The sequence below is a fragment of the Methyloversatilis sp. RAC08 genome (assembly GCF_001713355.1).
GTDB lineage: Bacteria > Pseudomonadota > Gammaproteobacteria > Burkholderiales > Rhodocyclaceae > Methyloversatilis.
In genome coordinates, this window is sequence record NZ_CP016448.1 from 293,263 (window position 1) to 312,839 (window position 19,577).

Sequence of the window (19,577 nt, forward strand, 5' to 3'; positions counted from 1 at the left end):
CCATGAACTCATCGACCGGCTTGCCCAGGATTGATCCGTCGCACACACCGATGATGCAGCAGTATCTCGGCTTCAAGCGGCAACACCCCGATCTGCTGGTGTTCTACCGGATGGGGGATTTCTACGAGCTGTTCTTCGAGGACGCGATCCGCGCCGCGCGCCTGCTCGACATCACGCAGACCCACCGCGGCCAGTCGGCCGGACAGCCGATTCCGATGGCTGGCGTGCCCTTTCACGCGGTCGAACAGTATCTGGCGCGGCTGGTGAAGCTGGGCGAATCGGTGGTCATCGTCGAACAGATCGGCGATCCGGCCACCTCGAAAGGCCCGGTCGAGCGCGCCATCGCGCGCATCGTCACGCCGGGCACGCTGACCGATGCCAGCCTGCTCGACGAGCGCGCCGATTCGCTGCTGATGGCGCTGCATGTCGAGCGCGCCCGGGCCGGTGTGGCCTGGCTGAATCTGGCCAGCGGCGAACTGAAGCTGACCGAAGTCGCCACCAATGTGCTGCCGTCGCTGCTCGACCGGCTGCGCCCGGCCGAATTGCTGGTGGCCGACAGCGGCACGGCGCCGGAGGGCAGCTGGGCCGTCACGTCGCGCAGCGCCTGGCAGTTCGACGCGGGCGAAGCCACGCGCCTGCTGTGCGAGCACTTCGGCAGTCGCGACCTCGCCGCCTTCGACGTGGTCGAGGTGCCGATCGCGCTGGCCGCCTGCGGTGCGCTGTTCAGTTACGCCCAGGCCACGCAGCAGCGCGCGCTGTCGCATGTGACGACACTGGCGGTCGAACACGATTCCGCGTGGCTGCGCATGGATGCGGCCACCCGGCGCAATCTCGAACTGACCGAAACGCTGCGCGGCGAAACCTCACCCACGCTCCTGTCGCTGCTCGACACCTGCGCCACGTCGATGGGCTCGCGCTGGCTGCGCCGCTGCCTGCACCATCCGCTGCGCGAACGCGCACAGGCCGAGGCGAGGCATCAGGCGGTCGATGCGCTGCGGACCGACACCACCGCCGACTCATTGCACGAGGTGCTGCGCGGGCTGGCCGACATCGAACGCATCGGCGCGCGCATCGCGCTGCGCACCGCGCGGCCACGCGATCTGTCGAGTTTGCGCGAAAGTCTGGCGCGGCTGGGCGACATCGCTGTCGCCGTGCCGCCCGATGGCGGCCTGCTCGATGACGCCCGCGCCACGCTGGCGCAGCCGCTCGACGCCCATGCCCTGCTCGCCCGCGCCATCATGGACGAGCCGGCTTCGCAGCTGCGCGACGGTCGCGTCATGCGCGCCGGATTCGACGCCGAACTCGACGAACTGCGCGGGCTGCAGGACAACTGCGGCGAATTCCTGCTAGCACTGGAAGCGCGCGAGCGCAGCCGAACCGGCATCGCCAACCTCAAGGTCGAATACAACCGGGTGCATGGCTTCTACATAGAAGTGACGAACGCCCACGTCGAACGCATCCCGGATGACTACCGGCGCCGGCAGACGCTGAAGAACGCCGAGCGCTACATCACGCCCGAGCTGAAAACCTTCGAGGACCGCGCGCTGTCGGCCGCGGAGCGCGCCACCTCGCGCGAAAAGCATCTGTACGAACAACTGCTCGACGCGCTCGCCCCGGATCTGCCGGCGCTCGGCGACATCGCCCGTGCGCTGGCGCAGCTCGACGGCCTGCTCGCCTTCGCGCGCGCCGCGCAGCGCCATGACTACTGTCGGCCGCAGTTCGTCGACGAACCGGAAATCACGATCACGCGCGGCCGCCACCCGGTGGTCGAACGCCAGGTCGACAGCTTCATCGCCAATGACACCGCCCTGCATGACGCGCGGCGCATGCTGCTGATCACCGGCCCGAACATGGGCGGCAAATCGACCTATATGCGGCAGGTCGCACTGATCGCGCTGATGGCGCACTGCGGCTGTCCGGTGCCGGCGCAGTCGGCACGGCTCGGTCCGCTGGACGCCATTCACACGCGCATAGGCGCATCCGACGATCTGGCCTCCGGCCGTTCGACCTTCATGGTCGAAATGACCGAGGCGGCCGGCATCCTGCACGGGGCGACCGAGCGCAGCCTGGTGCTGATGGACGAAATCGGCCGCGGCACCTCGACCTTCGATGGCGTCGCACTCGCCCAGTCCATCGCCCGCCACCTGCTGACGCGCAACCGCAGCTGGACGCTGTTCGCCACTCACTACTTCGAATTGACGCAGCTCGCGCAGACCCACGCAAGCTGCGCCAACATGCATCTGGACGCGGTCGAACACGGCAAGCGCATCGTGTTCCTGCACGCAATCGAGGAGGGTCCGGCGTCGCAGTCCTACGGCATTGAAGTGGCGGCGCTCGCCGGTGTACCCGGTACCGTGATCCGCGACGCGCGGCGCGCACTGCAGCAGCTCGAAGCAAGCCGCATCAGCGCCGGTCCGCAGGCCGATCTGTTCGCCCCCGCCGCCCCGCCGCCGGAACCGCCGACGCATGCCGCGGTCGATGCGCTGGCCGCGCTCGACCCCGACAGCCTGAGCCCGCGCGAAGCACTCGATGCGCTGTACGCACTGAAGAAGCTGGTGCGTGAAGATTGAGCTCGGCGCAGGTTTTGTGGGAGCGGAGCCGGTTTTGTGGGAGCGGCGGCCCCGCCGCGATCGGCACGCTGATCAACGATCATCGCTGCTCTGATCGCGGCGAGGCCGCCGCTCCCACAGGCCGCCGCTCCCACAGACCCACACCATCTGACGAAACTGCCTGCAGAAGCACAAAGGACCCCATGACCTACGCGATCATCTGGATCATCACCGCCCTGCTGCTGGGCTTCTGGACCTTGCTGACCTGGACGGCCGACGCCGTGCTCACGTGGCCGGGCTGGAATGCCGACACGCTGGCGACCTGGCCCGGCTGGGTGGTGAGCCTGCAGCCGCCGGTGTGGCTGGCACCCTGGCTGCCAGAGGGTTGGCTGGAATCGGCGCGACAGACCCTGCTCGACTGGGGGCCGACGATACAGGCGTCGCTGCAGCAGATTCCCGACCTGACCGGCTGGCTGAGCGCCATCGTGTGGGGCGTGTGGTTGATCGGTGCCATCGGCTTCCTGCTGATGGGGCTGGCGGCGAGCGCGATCGCGCGCATGCTGCTGCCGCGCAAGCCCGAGCCGGCGGCCTGAGCCTCGCCGCCGCGCTAGGGCGCCACCTGAGGACGCGGATGCAGCGGCATCACGTGCACCAGGGCGGGATCCAGACGCACGGCCAGCCGGTCGCCGTTGCCGATGCGCTGGCGCTGCGGCCCGGCCAGCGTGATGCGCAGACTGATCTGCGGATTGCGCTCCAGCGTCAGCGATGCCAGCGTGATTTCGCCCAGATGGCGGGCGTCGCTGACCCGTGCGTCCAGTGCCTGACCGTTGCCATCGGCGCCGAGCAGAATGCCGTCACCCGGCACGACCCAGTTCACGGGTTGCCCCGGCTTGATCTTTCCCTTGTCGCGCACTTCGAGCAGCATGTCTTCGCCTTCGACAGCGGATGCCGTCACCCACTTGAGCAGGCCCCAGCCGGCGCGACCCGAAGGCCCCATCCAGACGCCCTGAAAACGGTTATGCATGCCCACCAGATCGGCCACGCGCGCATTGCGTGGCGCGCGATGGATGTGCTCGGGCGGCCCTTCCTGCAATACCGCGCCAGCATCCATCACTACCAGACGGTCGGCCAGCAGGCGCGCCTCGTTCAGGTCATGCGTCACCAGCAGGATCGGGATGTCGAGATCGCTGCGCAACTGGGCAAGCAGGCGGTAAAGCCCTTGCCGACTCATCTGATCGACCGCCGAGAAGGGTTCGTCGAGCAGCAGCAGCTTAGGTTCGCGGGCCAGCGCACGCGCCACCGCCACGCGCTGCTGCTGGCCACCGGACAGCGCTGCTGGCCGCCGCTGTTGCTGTTCGCTCGACAGGTGCACATGGTCGAGCCAGCGCCGGGCCTGCGCGTCGCGCTCGGCCGCCGGCAGATGAAGCATGGATAGCGCGACGTTGTCGGCCGCACTCAGATGCGGCATCAGCGCGTAGTTCTGGAACACCAGTCCGACATGCCGGCGCTGCGGCGGCAGAAAGATGCCCTGTTCGCTGTCGCACCACACCTGATCCCCGATCTCGACGCGGCCGCGCTGCGGGCGCATCAGTCCGGCCAGAACGCGCAGCATCGATGTCTTGCCGGCGCCCGACGGACCGACCAGTGACAGCAGTTCGCCCGCCGCACACTCGAAGCGGCCGCGCAGCGGCATCGGTTCAGTCTGGTCGACCTCGACGCGCAAGCTGCGCGGTGCGTCGCGCCGGTCGCTCATCGTCTGGCCACCAGTCTGGCCGATGCGAAGAACGACGCCGCGACCGCGCCGAGCGACAGCAGCAGCAGCAGCAGCGCCATGCGGTCGGCACCCGCGAGGTCGAACGACTGCACGCGATCGTAGATGGCGATGGCCACCGTCCTGGTTTCGCCCGGAATGCTACCGCCCATCATCAGCACGACGCCGAATTCGCCCAGTGTGTGCACAAAGGTGAGCACCATCGCCGACAGGATGCCCGGCCAGGCCAGCGGCAGTTCGACGCGCCAGAAGGTCTGCCAGCCGCTCAGCCCGCAGACCGACGCCGCTTCGGCGAGGTTTTGCGGTATCGCCTCGAAGGCGCGCTGCACCGGCTGCACGATGAATGGAATGTTGAATACCAGCGAGGCGATCAGCAGGCCGGCAAAGTTGAACGTCAGCCTGACATCGAAGCTGTCGAGCAGCCAGCGGCCCAGCGGCGAGCCGGCGCCCAGCGACACCAGAAGGTAATAACCGAGCACGGTCGGCGGCAGCACCAGCGGCAGCACGACGAAGGCTTCGATCCAGGCCTTGCCGGCAAAGTGCGTGCGCGCCAGCCAGCGCCCGGCCAGCACGCCGAAAGGCAGCAGCACGAGCAGCGTCACCACTGCAAGTTCGATCGACAGCGAAAATGCCTGCCAGTCCATATCAACCCCTGTTTCCGGATCGGCAAGCCGGCGTCGGCCACCGTGGCGCACGCATGTTCACTCCTTCGGCATTTCGAAACCGTAGCGACGCATGACGTCCTGCGCCGCTGGCGTCGCCAGGTATTCGTAGAAGGCTCGCGCGGCAGGCGGCGCATCGCGCAGCAGCACCATGCGTTGCGCAAGCCTGCGATGCCAGCTTTCGGGGATCAGCGCGAACTCGCCCAGCCCGCCCACCTGCGGCGCCATGGCCAGCGACAACGCGATGATGCCGCCCTGTCCCGAGCCGGAGGTGGCGAACTGGGCCGCCTGCGAAATGTTTTCGCCCAGCACGAGACGGGGCTCGATGTCGGCCCACAGTCCGGCGTGCTGCAACGCTTCCTTCGCCCGCGCACCGTAGGGCGCGTGGTCCGGATTGGCGATGGCGAACTTCTTCAGCCGCCCGTCGCGCAGCGCAAGCGCCAGATCCTTGAGTTCGCCGTCGGCCTTCAGCGGCGAGCCCCTGGGCACCATCAGGCCTATCCGCCCGTAGGCGTACAGCCGGCCGCGGTCCCGGGTGAGTCCCAGTTCGGCGAGCCTGAACACGAAATCTTCGTCGGCCGACATGAACAGATGAAACGGTGCGCCCTGCCGGATCTGCGAGAAGAAATTGCCGGACGAGCCGAACACCAGCCGCAACCTGTGGCCGGTATCGCGCTCGAAACGCGCGGCCAGTTCCTCGATCGCAAACTTCAGATCGGACGCAGCCGCTACGGTCGGCGGCTCGGCGGCGCGCGCGAACGACGCGACGGACAAGGCGACGACGCACAGCAGCACGATGCGATGGAACAGGCGAAAAGGTTTCACGGGCGATACGCCTCCGCGCGGTTCGATATACATTCGTATGGATATCGTCTGCCGAGTATAACGAGTACCGTATGCAGTGCATGGCCGTCCATGCATGACTTTGCCCGCAGCTCGTCCATCGATGCCGATGGACGGCGATCAACGATGAATACGAACGCCGCGCCCGATACGCCCGAACACAGCACGCGGTTTCGCGTGCAGATCAAGCACGCCGTCGCGATCGGCCCCGGCAAGGCGGACGTATTGCAGGGCATCGCCGCGACCGGCTCGCTGGCCGAAACCGGGCGCCGGCTGGGCATGAGCTACCAGCGCATCTGGTCTCTGGTCGATGCGATGAACAAGGATTTCGTCGAACCGCTGGTCATCAAGCAGCGCGGCGGCACGGCGGGCGGCGGTGCCCGGCTCACGCCGATCGGGAAACAGGTGCTCGCGCTCTACCGGGCGATCGAGGAAGATGCGCGCGTTGCCGCGGCACGTCGATTGCCCGAACTGGTGGCACTGATCCGCCCCGGTGCCGGTCCGCGCGAGCACTCCTGAACCACCCCGATCAGGGCGTGCTCGGATCCACCGTCCAGCGACGCGACACATTGCCCAGGCTCCCGACGCTTTCCAGATGCACCGGGAAGCCCCACAGCCGGGCGACGTGCTTGAGCACTTCGTAGGCGTTGTCGTGCAGCGGGCGCTCGTTATGCTGTGTATGGCGCAGCATCAGCGAGCGGTCACCGCGCAGATTCACTGACCACACCTGGATGTTCGGCTCGCGCGAACCCAGATCGTACTGGCGCGACATCGCTTCGCGCAGGCTGCGGTAACCGGCCTCGTCGTGGATGGCCGACACTTCCAGCGTCGGATCGGTCTCGTCGTCGACGATGGAAAACAGCCGGAAATTGCGCATGACGCGCGGCGACAGATACTGGCCGATGAAGCTTTCGTCCTTGAAATTGCGCATCGCATGGTCGAGCGTTTCCAGCCAGTCGCGACCGGCAATGTCGGGAAACCAGTAACGGTCTTCGTCGGTCGGTGCCTCGCAGATGCGCTTGATGTCGCTGTACATGGCAAAGCCGAGCGCGTACGGATTCATGCCGCTGTAGGCCGGGTGATCGACCGGCGGCTGGAACACCACATTGGTGTGCGACTTCAACCACTCGATCATGATGCCGTCTTCGAGATAGCCGTCGTCGTACATGGTGTTCAGCAGGTGGTGGTGCCAGAACGTGGCCCAGCCCTCGTTCATCACCTGGGTCTGGCGCTGCGGGTAGAAGTACTGCGCGATCTTGCGCACGATGCGCACGATTTCGCGCTGCCAGGGTTCGAGCAGCGGCGCGTTCTTCTCGATGAAATACAGCAGGTTTTCCTGCGGATCGGCCGGAAAGCGCGCCTGCTCCTTTTCCGTGGCGTCCTTGCCCGACTTCGGCGGCAGGGTGCGCCAGATTTCGTTCACCTGCTGCTGCGCATACGCTTCGCGGTCCTTCGCGCGTTCGAGTTCCTGCGTCAGGCTCAGCTTGCCCGGACGGCGATAGCGATCGACGCCGTAATTCATCAGCGCATGGCAGCTGTCGAGCAGCAGTTCGACCGCATCGACACCGTGCCGCTCCTCGCAGGCTGCGACATAGTTTTTCGCGTAGACGAGGTAATCGACGATCGAACCCGCATCGGTCCACATGCGGAACAGGTAGTTGCCCTTGAAGAAGCTGTTGTGCCCGTATGCCGCGTGCGCGATCACGAGGGCCTGCATGGCCATCGTGTTCTCTTCCATCAGATAGCTGATGCACGGATTGCTGTTGATGACGATTTCGTAGGCCAGCCCCATCTGGCCGCGCCGGTAGTTCTTTTCGGTGCTGATGAATTCCTTGCCGTAGCTCCAGTGCCGGTAATTCACCGGCATGCCGACCGACGCGTAGGCGTCCATCATCTGTTCGGCGGTGATGATTTCCAGCTGGTTCGGATAGGTGTCGAGACTGAAGCGCTGCGCCGTCGAGCGGATCACCGCGTGATACTGATCGATCAGGTCGAAGGTCCAGTCACTCGGCGCAGGCAGCGTCTGTGCCGGTCTGTCGGTCGGCGGCAGCGGCACGCGCAGCGGCGGGCGCGGACGGCGACCGCCGTACTCGTCGGGCGTGGCCGCCTGACCGACATGCCGACGATTGAAGGTGTCGCTCATTTTGCCGCCCCTTCCTTCCTGAACAGGTCGCGGAACACCGGATAGATCTGGTCGACCTCGCTCGCCTTGCGCATCGCGAAGGTGTCGGATTCTTCCGCCAGCGAGGCGTACTCATGCCACAGATTCTGTTCCTGATCGACCACCTGGATGTAGGCGAAGTAACGGCACAGCGGCAGGATGCCGTGTTCCAGCAACTGGCGGCAGCGCGGGCTGTCGTCGTGCCAGTTGTCGCCGTCGCTGGCCTGCGCGCCATAGACGTTCCACTCGTTGCGGGGGTAGCGCGCGCGGATGATTTCTTCCATCAGCACCAGCGCACTCGACACCACGGTGCCGCCGGTTTCGGTGGCGTGGAAGAAGTCGTGCTCGTCCACCTCCTGCGCCTGCGTGTGGTGACGGATGAACACGATGTCGATCTTTTCGTAGTGCCGCGTCAGGAACAGATAGAGCAGGATGAAAAAGCGCTTGGCCAGATCCTTGCGCGCCTCGTCCATCGAACCGGACACGTCCATCACGCAGAACATGACCGCCTTGGCCGTCGGCACCGGCGTGCGCACCCGGCTGCGATAGCGCAGGTCGATCGGGTCGAGATAGGGAATCCGGTCGATGCGTGCGCGCAGCGCCGCGATGTCGGTTTCGAGCTGCTCGATTTCGTGCAGCCGCTCTGCACTGACCGGCTGGGCACGCAGTTCGACCAGCAGGTCTTCGAGCCGGTGCAGTTCGCGCCGCGACTCGCTGCCCAGCGCGATGCGCCGGCCGATGGCGCCGCGCATCGAACGCACGACGTGCAGGTTGTTCGGCGTGCCGTCGCTGGAAAAGCCGGCGCGGTGCGTCTTGTATTCCGGCGTTTCGGCCAGCGTGGTGCGGATCAGGTTGGGCAGCGCGAGGTCGTCGAAGAAGACCTGCATGAACTCTTCCTTCGACAGGTGGAACACGAAGTCGTCCTCACCGCCGCCGGAATCGCTCGCCTGGCCACCGCCACCGCCCTGCCCGCCCTTGGGCCGCTCGATCCGGTCACCGCGCACGAAATCCTTGTTGCCCGGGTGCACCATTTCGCGCTTGCCGCCCTGACCATGACCGAACACCGGCTCGCTGATGTCGCGCCGCGGGATGTGGATGTCCTCGCCCTGCGCGATATCGCGGATGCCGCGCCCTTCCACGGCCCGGCGCACCGCCTCGCGGATCTGCTCCTTGTGGCGGCGCAGGAAGCGTTCGCGGTTGCCGATGGACTTGTTCTTGCCGGCCAGCCGTCGATCAATGATCTGCTGCAAGATGTGTTCTCCGAGCCGTCAGTCGATCCGACATCTACGTCCTTGCCCTTTTTGCGCCGGCGCCCTCACGAGCTCTTGCGCACACGCAGGTACCACTCGCACAGCAATCTGACCTGCTTCGCGGTATAGCCCTTGTCCACCATGCGGGTGACGAAATCTTCGTGCTTCTTCGCATCGTCGGCGCTCGCCTTGGCATTGAAGCTGATCACCGGCAGCAGCTCTTCGGTGTTGGAGAACATCTTCTTCTCGATCACCGTGCGCAGCTTCTCGTAACTGCTCCACACCGGATTCTTGCCGCCGTTGTTGGCCCGCGCACGCAGCACGAAATTGACGATTTCGTTGCGGAAATCCTTCGGGTTGCTGATGCCGGCCGGCTTTTCTATCTTTTCCAGCTCGGCGTTCAGCGACGCTCGGTCGAACACCTCGCCGGTGTCGGTATCGCGGTACTCGCTGTCCTGTATCCAGTAGTCGGCGTAGGTGACGTAGCGGTCGAAAATGTTCTGGCCGTACTCGCTGTAGCTTTCCAGATAGGCGGTCTGGATTTCCTTGCCGATGAATTCGGCGTAGCGCGGCGACAGGTGCTCCTTGATGAACGAAATGTACTTCTGCTCGACATCCTGCGGAAACTGCTCGCGCTCGATCTGCTGTTCCAGCACATACATCAGGTGCACCGGGTTGGCGGCAACTTCGGTCGAGTCGAAGTTGAACACCTTGGAAATGATCTTGAACGCGAAACGGGTCGACACGCCGCTCATGCCTTCGTCCACGCCGGCGTAGTCGCGGTACTCCTGATAGCTCTTGGCGCGCGGGTCGGTGTCCTTCAGGTTTTCGCCGTCGTACACCTGCATCTTCGAATACAGGCTGGAATTTTCCGGCTCCTTCAGACGGGTCAGCGTGGCGAACTGCGCCATCATCTTCAGCGTGCCCGGCGCGCAGACGGCCTGGGCCAGCGACGAGCCGCGCAGCAGCTTTTCGTAGATCTTCACTTCTTCCGACACGCGCAGGCAGTACGGCACCTTGACGATGTAGATGCGGTCGAGGAAGGCTTCGTTGTTCTTGTTGTTGCGGAACGCCTTCCATTCGCTCTCGTTCGAGTGCGCCAGCACGACGCCATCGAACGGGATCGCGCCGAAACCTTCGGTGCCCTTGAAGTTGCCTTCCTGCGTCGCGGTCAGCAGCGGGTGCAGCACCTTGATCGGCGCCTTGAACATTTCGACGAATTCGAGCAGGCCCTGATTGGCCAGGCACAGGCCGCCGGAAAAGCTGTAGGCATCCGGGTCGTCCTGGGCGAAGGTTTCCAGCTTGCGGATGTCGACCTTGCCGACCAGGCTCGAAATGTCCTGGTTGTTTTCGTCGCCCGGCTCGGTCTTGGCGATGCCGACCTGCTTCAACACCGACGGGTAGCGCTTGACCACGCGGAACTTGCGGATGTCGCCGCCGAATTCCTCCAGCCGCTTGACCGCCCAGGGCGACAGGATGCGGTTGAGATAGCGGCGCGGAATGCCGTATTCCTTCTCCAGGATGGCAGCGTCTTCGGTCGCGTCGAACAGTCCGAGCGGCGAATCATTCACCGGCGAACCCTTGATCGCATAGAACGGCACTTCCTGCATCAGCGACTTCAGCCGCTCGGCAATCGACGACTTGCCGCCGCCGACCGGCCCCAGCAGATAGAGAATCTGCTTCTTCTCTTCCAGCCCCTGGGCGGCGTGGCGGAAGTAGCTCACGACCTGCTCGATCGCGTCTTCCATGCCGTAGAACTCGGCGAAGGCCGGATAGATCTTGATCACCTTGTTGGCAAACAACCGCGACAGCCGCGGATCGTTGCGCGTATCGACCGTCTGCGGTTCGCCGATCGCCTTCAGCATGCGCTCGGCCGCGCTGGCGTAGCTCAGCGGGTCACGTTTGCACTCCGCCAGATACTCTTCCAGCGAAAGCTCTTCCTCACGCGTGCGTTCGTAGCGTGCGGCGAAATGACTGACGATGTCCATGTTGATCTCCACAATCCGTTGACCTGCAAAACACCTGTTGCCCGGCATGCGCAACCCGCAGCGCACTATCGTTCGCCCTGCCTTCAGCTTGGTCTACGGCAGCGCGTACGCAAAGTTCGATATGCACTGCAATCACCATTCTGATCCGATTGAACGCCGGTGCCGCGCGACGCCGGAACACCTGACGAGTCGATGTCGCGACGCCCCCTAAGTTCCCCATTCCGGGCGGCCCGACCGGCGCGCGACACACTTCCTTTTCCAGGTGGTTGACGCGCCGGCAATCCAGACCGTTGACCGGTGTTCAGCAAGTAGCGGTCCAGTTCGTGTCGGGTATCCGGCACGGTCGCGCGCAGCGGCGCCGGATGACCGGCAGGCAGCGTCGGGGACAGCCTCGCAGCACGCCGCTTGCAGGCGGAAGTCACCACGACGGGCCAGCGGGGAGACGTAGCCGGCGGCTCGTACGGCTTGCGATCCACCGCAAGCCGCCATGCACTGGCAGCGCCCGGCATGCACCATCCAGGTGCCAGACGACAGCCTGACCGATGCCGCAGCACGAGATTCGCCGCACCCGGAATACTGTATTAAATTACAGTATATTTGTACGATCCCGTCCATCAATGCCGATGCGCCATGCCCGCCCCCCCGTCGAATACGCCGAACTGCATTGCCTGAGCCACTTCACCTTCCTGCGCGGCGCCTCCGCACCGGACGAACTGGTAACGCGCGCCGCGGGGCTGGGCTATGCCGCGCTGGCCATCACCGACGAATGTTCGCTGGCCGGCGCCGCTCGCGCCCATCTGGCCTGGCGAAATCTGCCCGAACCACGGATGAAGCTGATCATCGGCTGCGAACTGCAGCTGGCCGACGGACCGAAGCTGGTCCTGCTGGCCTGCGACCGCGACGGTTACGGCAACCTGTCGGAGCTGATCACGCTCGGTCGCATGCGGGCAGAGAAAGGCCGCTATCACCTGAGCTGCGCCGATCTGGACGACGGCCTGCCCGGCTGCGTCGCGCTGCTGGTACCCGGCGATCCCCTGCCCGACACGGACGCTGCACTGGCGGCGCACGCCGTCTGGCTGAAGCAGCGCTTTGCGGAACGTGCCTGGCTGGCCGTCGAACTGCACCACGGTCCGGACGACGCCGCGCGGCTGTACCGGCTGCAGGCCATCAGCGCCGCCAGCGGGCTGCCGCTGTGCGCCGCCGGCGACGTGCACATGCATGTGCGCAAGCGCCGCCGCCTGCAGGACACGATGACGGCGATACGACTCGGGCGCACGCTCGCCGACTGCGGCTACGCGCTGTACGCCAACGGCGAGCGCCACCTGCGCCTGCCGCACAAGCTGGCTGGCCTCTACCCCGCGACACTGCGGGCCGAAACGCTGAAGGTAGCCGCATGCTGCCATTTCTCGCTCGACGAACTGCGCTACGAGTACCCGGAGGAAATCGCGCCGCCCGGCCATACGACCACCTCCTGGCTGCGCGAACTGACCGAGCGCGGCTACGTCGAGCGCTGTGCGCAGATCCGTCGCATCGTCACGCTGGACGACGCCACCTTCGCACGCAAGGCGCGGGAGATGCGCGCACAGATCGAAGTCGAACTCGCGCTGATCGCCGAACTGGAATACGAGCCCTACTTCCTGACCGTGTACGACATCGTCGCCTGGGCGCGCACGCAGGGCATCCTGTGCCAGGGCCGCGGGTCGGCCGCGAATTCGGCCGTGTGCTACTGCATCGGCGTGACCGAAGTCGACCCGTGGCGCGCCAACATGCTGTTCGGCCGCTTCATTTCGCGCGAACGCAACGAGGCGCCGGACATCGACGTCGACTTCGAGCACGAACGGCGCGAAGAGGTCATCCAGTACATCTATGGCAAGTACGGCCGCGACCGTGCCGCCCTGGCCGCCAGCCTGACCACCTACCGGCCGCGCTCGGCGCTGCGCGATGTCGGCCGCGCACTCGGCTACACCGATGACGCGCTCGATCGCCTGACCCAGGGCCACATGTGGTGGGACGGCGGCCGGGTGCGCGAAGACCGCCTGCTCGAAGCCGGCTTCCGGCCCGAAGCGCCGCGCGTGCAGCTGCTGCTCGAATTGTCGAACGAACTGATCGGCGCGCCGCGCCACCTGTCGCAGCACGTCGGCGGCTTCGTCATCGCGCGCGGCCGGCTTTCAAGGCTGGTGCCGATCGAAAACGCCCGCATGGCCGGGCGCTGCGTCATCCAGTGGGACAAGGACGACCTCGAAGCGCTCGGCCTGATGAAGGTGGACGTGCTGGCGCTGGGCATGCTGACCGCCATCCGCAAGTCGCTTGACGCGCTGGCGGCATTTGAAGACGGGGATCCGGCCGCAGCGGGAAACGCCCCGCGCACCCTGGCCGACATTCCGCACGAAGACCCGGCCACCTACGACATGCTGTGCCGGGGCGAGTCGACCGGCGTGTTCCAGGTCGAGTCGCGCGCACAGATGAACATGCTGCCGCGGCTGCGGCCGCGCCGCTACTACGATCTCGTGATCCAGGTCGCCATCGTGCGGCCGGGGCCGATACAGGGCGGCATGGTGCATCCCTATCTGGCGCGCCGCCACCTGCCGCCGGAGCGCATCGACTATCCGTCGGACGCATTGCGGCCGGTGCTCGAACGCACATTGGGCGTGCCGATCTTCCAGGAGCAGGTGATGCAGCTGGCCATGGTCGCCGCCGGTTTCACCGCCGGCGAAGCCGACCAGATGCGTCGTTCGATGGCCGCCTGGCGGCAGCGCGGCACGATGGAAAAATTCCAGCAGAAACTGACCGATGGCCTGCTCGGGAACGGTTACACGCCGGCTTTCGCGGAGCAGATCTACCGCCAGATCGAAGGTTTTTCCGGCTATGGCTTTCCGGAATCGCACGCCGCGAGCTTTGCGCTGCTGGTGTACATCTCCTCCTGGCTCAAATGCCATCACCCGGCCGCCTTCCTGTGCGGTCTGCTGAACAGCCAGCCGATGGGTTTCTACGCGCCGGCGCAGCTGATCGCCGATGCCCGTACGCACGGCGTCGACATCAGACCGGCCGATGTGTCGGTCAGCGAGTGGGACTGCGTGCTTGAAGCGGAAAGGCACGGTGCGGCAGCGGGTGTCCGCCTCGGCCTGCGCATGGTCAAGGGCATGGAGCAGGATGCGGTGCGACGCATCGTGGCGGCACGTGCGCAGATGCCGTTGTCGGATATCGACGACCTGACCCGCCGCGCCCGGCTGGACCGCCGGCAGCTCGGCTGTCTGGCCAGCGGCGGCGCACTGCAGTCACTGGCCGGCAACCGCCATCAGGCGCACTGGCAGTCGGCGGCACGGCGGCCCGACGCGCTGCTGCGCGACGCACCGGTGACCGAGAAGGTGCTGGCGCTGGCCGCACCGCGCGAAGGCGAGGACATCGTGGCCGACTACGCCAGCCTGGGCTTCACGCTCGGCCGCCACCCGCTGGCGCTGCTGCGCAGCCAGCTCGCCGCACAGCGCTTCATCACCGCGGCCGAACTGCGCCGCCTGCCCGACCGTGCGCTGGCACGTACCGCCGGCATCGTCACCTGCCGCCAGCGCCCCGGCACGGCCAGCGGCGTCATGTTCGTCACCGTCGAAGACGAAACCGGACTGGCCAACATCATCGTGCACAAGGACCTGCAGGAGCGGCAGCGCAGCGAAGTGCTCGGCGCCACGCTGCTCGGCATCTACGGCCAGGTGTCGCGCGAAGGCGAGGTCATCCACCTGATCGCCCGCCGGCTGGTCGACCGCTCGCCGCTGCTCGGCGTACTGACGCCACGCAGCCGGGACTTTCATTGAAGCCAACGTAGGTCTGCATGGGCGCATCAATCCGGACACGACACCTTGTCGCGAAAGTGAAACAATCGGATGCGATGTTATTGGGTTTTTTGCTGCGACACGGCAGGCAGCAGGCGTCCTTTCCGCTCACGTCAACAACAATACGAAAACCCTCACATGAGTACGCCGCCGCCCAGCGCCGTTCCCGACGCAGCACAGCCGGCTGGACTGCGCCGCTGGCAAAGAGAGATCGGCGCCGGCATTACCGTTGCCGCCGGCTCCATCCCGAACGAGCTCAGCTACGGCCTGCTCGCCCTGGCGCCTCTGGGCCTGGCGATGGAAGGACGCGGCATCCTAGCAGCCATGCTCGCGGGCATGCTGGGCACGCTGGTCGCGCTGTCGCTGGGCAGCCGGGTCGGACAGATACACGGTGCGCGACCGGCGCTGGCGCTCATTGTGTCGGCCCTGATCGGACATACGCTGATCAAAGCCAACTGGCTGCCCGGTATACCGCATCAGGATGGCGCACTCATCCTGATGGGCCTGGCACTGGCCGGCGCCGCCCTGCTGCAGCTGACGACCGCAGCCGCCGGCTGGGGTCGCTTCGTGCGCTACATCCCCTATCCGGTACAGGCCGGGTTCTTCAACGGCGTCGCGCTGCTGATGCTGCTCGGCGGGCTCAAGCTGGTTTTCATGCAGGGCGGCACCTGGCATCTGTCCCCCGGCCCGGCGCTGGTGGCGGCAGTCATCGTGCTGCCCGGCTTCGTGCTGCAGCAACGCTGGCCGGAGCGGCCTTTCCTGCCCGTGCTGCTGTGTGTCGGCGCTTTGCTGCACCACGCACTCGCCTCACGCGGCATGGCTATGGGCCTGACACTGGGCTCGCTGGCCGACACCCGGCTCAGCTTCGACCACCTGCTGCACCTGCCGGAAGCATTGGCGCTGCACGGCCCGGGAGACTGGCTGCGCGTGCTTGGCGGCTCCTGCGTCGCCATCGCGCTGGTTTCGGCACTGGAAACCCTGTTTGCCGCCAACCGGCTCGACACGCTGACCCACAGCCGGCACGACAGCCGACGCGAGCTTGCCGCAATCGGTGGTGCCAATCTTGCCCTCGCCGCGGCCGGCGCACTGCCGGCTGCGGGTGCCGTATCGCGCGCCAATGCGGCCTTTGCGGCGGGCGGACGAACCCGGGTTCCGGCGCTGTGCTACGCCCTGCTCATCGCACTGCTGTGGCTGTTCGGTCTCGACATGCTGGCCATGCTTCCACACTCGACCATCGGCGCCGGCCTGGTGCTGCTGTCCGCCGGCGTGGCCGATCGCTGGAGCATGCATGCAGTGCGCGACTGCCTGCGCGGCCGATCATTGCCGGAACGGCGGCTGATGTCGAATCTGGCCGTCAGTGCATTGGTCACGCTGGTGGCAGCGTTCGTCGGTCTGCTGGAGGCGGTGTCGGCCGGACTGGTGGGCGCCATGTTCCTCTTCGCACGCGATCACAGCAAAAGCATCGTCCGGCGCGTCGCCGATGGCTCGGTCGCGTCCAGCCTGCAGGTCAGGCCGGCCTGGCAGCAGATCAGGCTGGGGTCGCAATCAACGCGCTACGCACTGGTCGAGCTTGAGGGATTGCTGTTCTTCGGCACCGCCGAGGAACTCGAAGAAGTCATCGAAACACGCCTGGCCGATGCCCGCTTCATCGTGCTCGATTGTTCCCGGCTGATCGATATCGACCTGTCGGCCGCACAGGTACTGTCGCGCATGGCGGCGCGCCTGCGTATCCGTCACACGCGACTCGCGCTGGCCGGTCTCGATCCGGCCGGTGCGCGAGCGACCTTTCTGGCCAGCAGCGGATTGGCGCAGGTACTGCCACGCAAGCGATGGTTCGCCAACGCCGATGCAGCGCTCGAGTGGGCGGAAAACCAGGTGCTGGAGTCGGGGATGGCAACGCGCAGACTCGACTCGGCCACGACGCTGCGGCATCTCGATGTGTGCGCAGGCATGAGCGCAGACCAGGCCGCCACGCTGGAAAGCCTGATGCAGCGCAGACTTTTCCTGCGCGGAGACGTGCTGTTTCGCGCCGGTGATGCCAGCGATGCGATGTATGTGCTGCAAGCGGGAAGCGTCAGCATCCTGCGGGCTGGCGATGCCGGCACGCCGCGGATACGCATCGCCTGCCTGAGCGCCGGTCTGGTGGTCGGGGAAATGGGGCTGATCGAAAATCAGCCGCGCACAGCCGATGCAATCGCCGACACGACGGTCGAATGTCTGGTGCTGGAACGCACCGCGCTCGAACAGTTGCAGATACAGCATCCGCAGATTGCCAATCTGTTGTACGCCAATCTGGCCCGCACGCTGGCGCAGCGGCTGCGCGACACGACGATACGGCTGCACGGCTACATGAGACCACACTGAGCGGCTGACACGATGTGATGGCGTCACGGCCCTGTCCGGAGCTAGCGTGCCGGAAACACCAGCAGCGCGTCGCCGACATCGAAGATGAGCACGATGCCGGCCTCGGGGCGGGCTGCCGCAGCCTGCAGCGTGTCGGACCAGTTGCGGAAGAAAACCGCCTTGTCGGGCGCGGCTGACCAGCTGCACAGCGTCACCTGCGACCGATCGGGTGCCAGGCAAAGGTAGTCGCCGGTGGCGTCGTGCGTCAGCGCGAAGCCGAGAAAGCAGGCTTCGGCCGGCACATCGAGCAGGTGCTTGAGCTGCGCGACCGGTGAGCCGTCAGCCGGGGCGTCCGCGGCGCCTTCGACCGTCGGTCTGGTGGCATACCTTTTCATGTCGCTCCTCCATAAACCCGATCGTCATACTAGCAAGCGGGGTCGGAGGACGGAAGGTGTGCAGGCGATCAGAGATCGCGCGTGACCGCCTGCCAGCGCAGACGGCGGGCGTGCGCATGACGCGCGCGCAGGCGCGGGTCGGACGCCACGATGCTCAGCGTTTCGCCGATCACCATGATGACGCCGAGCACCGGCAGCACCAGCAGCAGACCGGCCACGCCTGCCACGGCACCGCCGACGAAAATCATCAGCACGGTGATCAGCGGATGCATGCGCAGGCTGCGACCGATGGTCAGCGGCATGAAGATGAAGTCATCGAGCAGGCGCACCAGGATGAACAGGCCGATCGACGCGTAGGCGATCGATGGCGAACCGGGGAAATCGGTCGCGGCGACCATGACCACCAGTGCGCAGCCGATGACCGAGCCGACGAACGGGATCCACGCCAGCACCGCGGTGATGATGCCCAGCGTCAGTGGCGACGACAGTCCGATGACCCACAGGCCGGCGGCCAGACAGACCGCATCGAGCACGGTCAGCTTGACCAGACCCTGGAAATAGGCGCGCGTCGTGCGGTCGACCTCGTACAGTAGGTGCAGCGTGCGCTCGAAGTAGGCGTTGGGCACCGCGCGCGCAAGAAAGCGCTGGAAGCGGCGGCCGTCGCGCAGGAAGAAGTAGGCAAGGAAAGGCGCGAGCAGCATCGACGGGAGCCAGGCGGCGACCGACATCATCAGCGACGGCAGGCGGTTCTGCGCAAACCCCTCGCCGGCCGCTGCGATGTAGGACGACACGGCATCGGCGACATGCGCATCGCGCATGAAACGGGACTGTTGCTCCAGCGCTCGCAGGGTCTGGTCGAGCAGCAGCAGACCGCCCTGCAGATAGCGCATGCCGGTTTCCTGCACGCCGACCGCCTGCGCGGCAAAGCGCGGCAGCATGAAGGCGAAGGCGCCGACCAGCAGCAGCGCGAACACGCCCACCGTGATGTTGGCAGCCGATTCCTGCGACAGGCCGGCGAACATCAGCCGCTGCATCGGGTAGGCAAGAAAATAGTAGGCGATGAGCCCGAACAGGAAGGGCAGCACCAGCCACAGCACCTGCTGGAACAGATAGAGCGCCAGTGTGGTGGCCAGCAGGATGCCGCACCAGGCCAGCGGCCCGGCACCGGACGGTCGCAGCCGCCTCATGCCCGGGCGCTCACAGATGACCGTCCTGCCGCTGACCGGCATTGGCCTGGCGCAGCCGGCTGCCGAGATGGCGCGCCAGCGACAGCGCGATCTTCGACGCGATCTTCGGGTGCGTTTCCAGCAGGTTCATGAAGTCGGCGCGAAAGAACACCACCAGCACGCAGTCGGCCGTGGCGCGGGCCTGCGCAGCGCGCGGCGCCTGATCGAGCAGCGCCAGTTCGCCGAACACCTCGCCGGCGCCCAGCACGGCCAGACGCTGCTGGCGCTCGCCGTCATGGCGCAGGATTTCGACTTCGCCCGACACGATGGCGTAGATGGCCTCGCCCTCGTCGCCTTCGTCGAACACCACCTCGCCGGCGAGATAGCTGCGTTCGTGGCGCAGCGCCTGCACCACCGGCATTTCTCGTCGGTTCAAGGTCGAAAACAGCTTGATCTGGCGCAGCGGATGCGGCGCTTCGTGTGCATCATGGCGGCCAAACAAGCGCACGTCGGACTCCGTCGGGTGGGGCGTGGACCTCAACGCCGCAGCATACCGAGTTTTGTGCGCGCAAAAGTACGCCGGGCGCGGAATTCCCCCTATCCTTGCCGGTCACAGGCACGGCCA

Annotated in this window: 14 protein-coding genes; 5 read left to right on the top strand and 9 right to left on the bottom strand. The window is 66.1% G+C overall.

All coding sequences use genetic code 11. The features are described from left to right. Window positions 1–2 precede the first annotated feature (2 nt). Both mutS and BSY238_RS01400 read left to right on the top strand, forming a co-directional pair. Window positions 3–2,570, top strand: a complete 2,568-nt coding sequence (mutS, locus tag BSY238_RS01395) for a DNA mismatch repair protein MutS (RefSeq protein ID WP_069037575.1) — start codon at window positions 3–5, stop codon at window positions 2,568–2,570. Window positions 2,571–2,752: 182 nt separating this feature from the next. Beyond that, window positions 2,753–3,142, top strand: coding sequence for a hypothetical protein (locus BSY238_RS01400; protein ID WP_069037576.1), 390 nt, complete (start codon window positions 2,753–2,755; stop codon window positions 3,140–3,142). Window positions 3,143–3,156: 14 nt separating this feature from the next. Here BSY238_RS01400 and BSY238_RS01405 read toward each other — a convergent pair whose 3' ends face one another. Genes BSY238_RS01405 through modA form a run of 3 tightly spaced genes read right to left on the bottom strand, consistent with a single transcriptional unit; the run spans window position 3,157 to window position 5,807 of the window. Further along, window positions 3,157–4,302 (bottom strand): ABC transporter ATP-binding protein, encoded by a 1,146-nt coding sequence (locus BSY238_RS01405; RefSeq protein ID WP_069037577.1) that lies wholly within the window; start codon window positions 4,300–4,302, stop codon window positions 3,157–3,159. Then, window positions 4,299–4,964, bottom strand: a complete 666-nt coding sequence (modB, locus tag BSY238_RS01410) for a molybdate ABC transporter permease subunit (protein ID WP_069037578.1) — start codon at window positions 4,962–4,964, stop codon at window positions 4,299–4,301. The genes BSY238_RS01405 and modB overlap by 4 nt, the downstream gene beginning before the upstream one ends. A 57-nt stretch (window positions 4,965–5,021) precedes the next feature. Beyond that, window positions 5,022–5,807, bottom strand: a complete 786-nt coding sequence (gene modA / locus BSY238_RS01415; protein ID WP_223300224.1) for a molybdate ABC transporter substrate-binding protein — start codon at window positions 5,805–5,807, stop codon at window positions 5,022–5,024. A 144-nt stretch (window positions 5,808–5,951) separates the two neighbouring features. Between modA and BSY238_RS01420 the strand changes: the two genes are divergently transcribed. Then, window positions 5,952–6,344 (top strand): winged helix-turn-helix domain-containing protein, encoded by a 393-nt coding sequence (locus tag BSY238_RS01420; RefSeq protein WP_069037579.1) that lies wholly within the window; start codon window positions 5,952–5,954, stop codon window positions 6,342–6,344. A 10-nt stretch (window positions 6,345–6,354) separates the two neighbouring features. On the opposite strand, the gene BSY238_RS01425 is transcribed toward BSY238_RS01420, so the two are convergent. The 3 genes from BSY238_RS01425 to BSY238_RS01435 form a co-directional block, all read right to left on the bottom strand. Continuing rightward, window positions 6,355–7,968: a SpoVR family protein gene (locus BSY238_RS01425; RefSeq protein ID WP_069037580.1), complete on the bottom strand. Its 1,614-nt coding sequence runs from the start codon at window positions 7,966–7,968 to the stop codon at window positions 6,355–6,357. Beyond that, a complete protein-coding gene (locus tag BSY238_RS01430; protein WP_069037581.1) occupies window positions 7,965–9,236 on the bottom strand; it encodes a YeaH/YhbH family protein in 1,272 nt (423 codons plus the stop codon). Before BSY238_RS01430 ends, BSY238_RS01425 begins: the two co-directional genes overlap by 4 nt. A 65-nt stretch (window positions 9,237–9,301) precedes the next feature. Beyond that, the gene (locus tag BSY238_RS01435; protein WP_069037582.1) at window positions 9,302–11,224 is read right to left on the bottom strand and encodes a PrkA family serine protein kinase; all 1,923 of its coding nucleotides are present in this window, start codon (window positions 11,222–11,224) and stop codon (window positions 9,302–9,304) included. Between the two features lie 623 nt (window positions 11,225–11,847). Here BSY238_RS01435 and BSY238_RS01440 point away from each other — a divergent pair. Continuing rightward, on the top strand, window positions 11,848–15,030 hold the full coding sequence (locus BSY238_RS01440) for an error-prone DNA polymerase (RefSeq protein WP_150123855.1): 3,183 nt from the start codon (window positions 11,848–11,850) through the stop codon (window positions 15,028–15,030). Window positions 15,031–15,186: 156 nt separating this feature from the next. Further along, complete coding sequence (locus BSY238_RS01445; protein ID WP_069037584.1) at window positions 15,187–17,412, top strand: SLC26A/SulP transporter family protein; 2,226 nt, start codon at window positions 15,187–15,189, stop codon at window positions 17,410–17,412. 41 nt (window positions 17,413–17,453) lie between these two features. On the opposite strand, the gene BSY238_RS01450 is transcribed toward BSY238_RS01445, so the two are convergent. The 3 genes from BSY238_RS01450 to BSY238_RS01460 form a co-directional block, all read right to left on the bottom strand. After that, a complete protein-coding gene (locus BSY238_RS01450) occupies window positions 17,454–17,786 on the bottom strand; it encodes a hypothetical protein (RefSeq protein ID WP_069037585.1) in 333 nt (110 codons plus the stop codon). A gap of 68 nt (window positions 17,787–17,854) precedes the next feature. Next, window positions 17,855–18,973 carry an AI-2E family transporter gene (locus tag BSY238_RS01455; protein WP_069037586.1) on the bottom strand — a complete coding sequence of 373 codons (1,119 nt, stop codon included), beginning with the start codon at window positions 18,971–18,973 and terminating at the stop codon, window positions 17,855–17,857. Window positions 18,974–18,983: 10 nt separating this feature from the next. Next, on the bottom strand, window positions 18,984–19,460 hold the full coding sequence (locus BSY238_RS01460) for a cyclic nucleotide-binding domain-containing protein (protein WP_069037587.1): 477 nt from the start codon (window positions 19,458–19,460) through the stop codon (window positions 18,984–18,986). Window positions 19,461–19,577 lie beyond the last annotated feature (117 nt).

What these genes read in the sequence shown, in the direction of transcription:
- BSY238_RS01405 (WP_069037577.1), bottom strand. Translation starts at nt 4,302, where the DNA reads ATGAGCGACCGGCGCGACGCACCGCGCAGCTTGCGCGTCGAGGTCGAC.
- mutS (WP_069037575.1), top strand. Translation starts at nt 3, where the DNA reads ATGAACTCATCGACCGGCTTGCCCAGGATTGATCCGTCGCACACACCG.
- BSY238_RS01440 (WP_150123855.1), top strand. Translation starts at nt 11,848, where the DNA reads ATGCGCCATGCCCGCCCCCCCGTCGAATACGCCGAACTGCATTGCCTG.
- BSY238_RS01425 (WP_069037580.1), bottom strand. Translation starts at nt 7,968, where the DNA reads ATGAGCGACACCTTCAATCGTCGGCATGTCGGTCAGGCGGCCACGCCC.
- BSY238_RS01455 (WP_069037586.1), bottom strand. Translation starts at nt 18,973, where the DNA reads ATGAGGCGGCTGCGACCGTCCGGTGCCGGGCCGCTGGCCTGGTGCGGC.
- BSY238_RS01400 (WP_069037576.1), top strand. Translation starts at nt 2,753, where the DNA reads ATGACCTACGCGATCATCTGGATCATCACCGCCCTGCTGCTGGGCTTC.
- modB (WP_069037578.1), bottom strand. Translation starts at nt 4,964, where the DNA reads ATGGACTGGCAGGCATTTTCGCTGTCGATCGAACTTGCAGTGGTGACG.
- BSY238_RS01445 (WP_069037584.1), top strand. Translation starts at nt 15,187, where the DNA reads ATGAGTACGCCGCCGCCCAGCGCCGTTCCCGACGCAGCACAGCCGGCT.
- BSY238_RS01420 (WP_069037579.1), top strand. Translation starts at nt 5,952, where the DNA reads ATGAATACGAACGCCGCGCCCGATACGCCCGAACACAGCACGCGGTTT.
- BSY238_RS01435 (WP_069037582.1), bottom strand. Translation starts at nt 11,224, where the DNA reads ATGGACATCGTCAGTCATTTCGCCGCACGCTACGAACGCACGCGTGAG.
- BSY238_RS01450 (WP_069037585.1), bottom strand. Translation starts at nt 17,786, where the DNA reads ATGAAAAGGTATGCCACCAGACCGACGGTCGAAGGCGCCGCGGACGCC.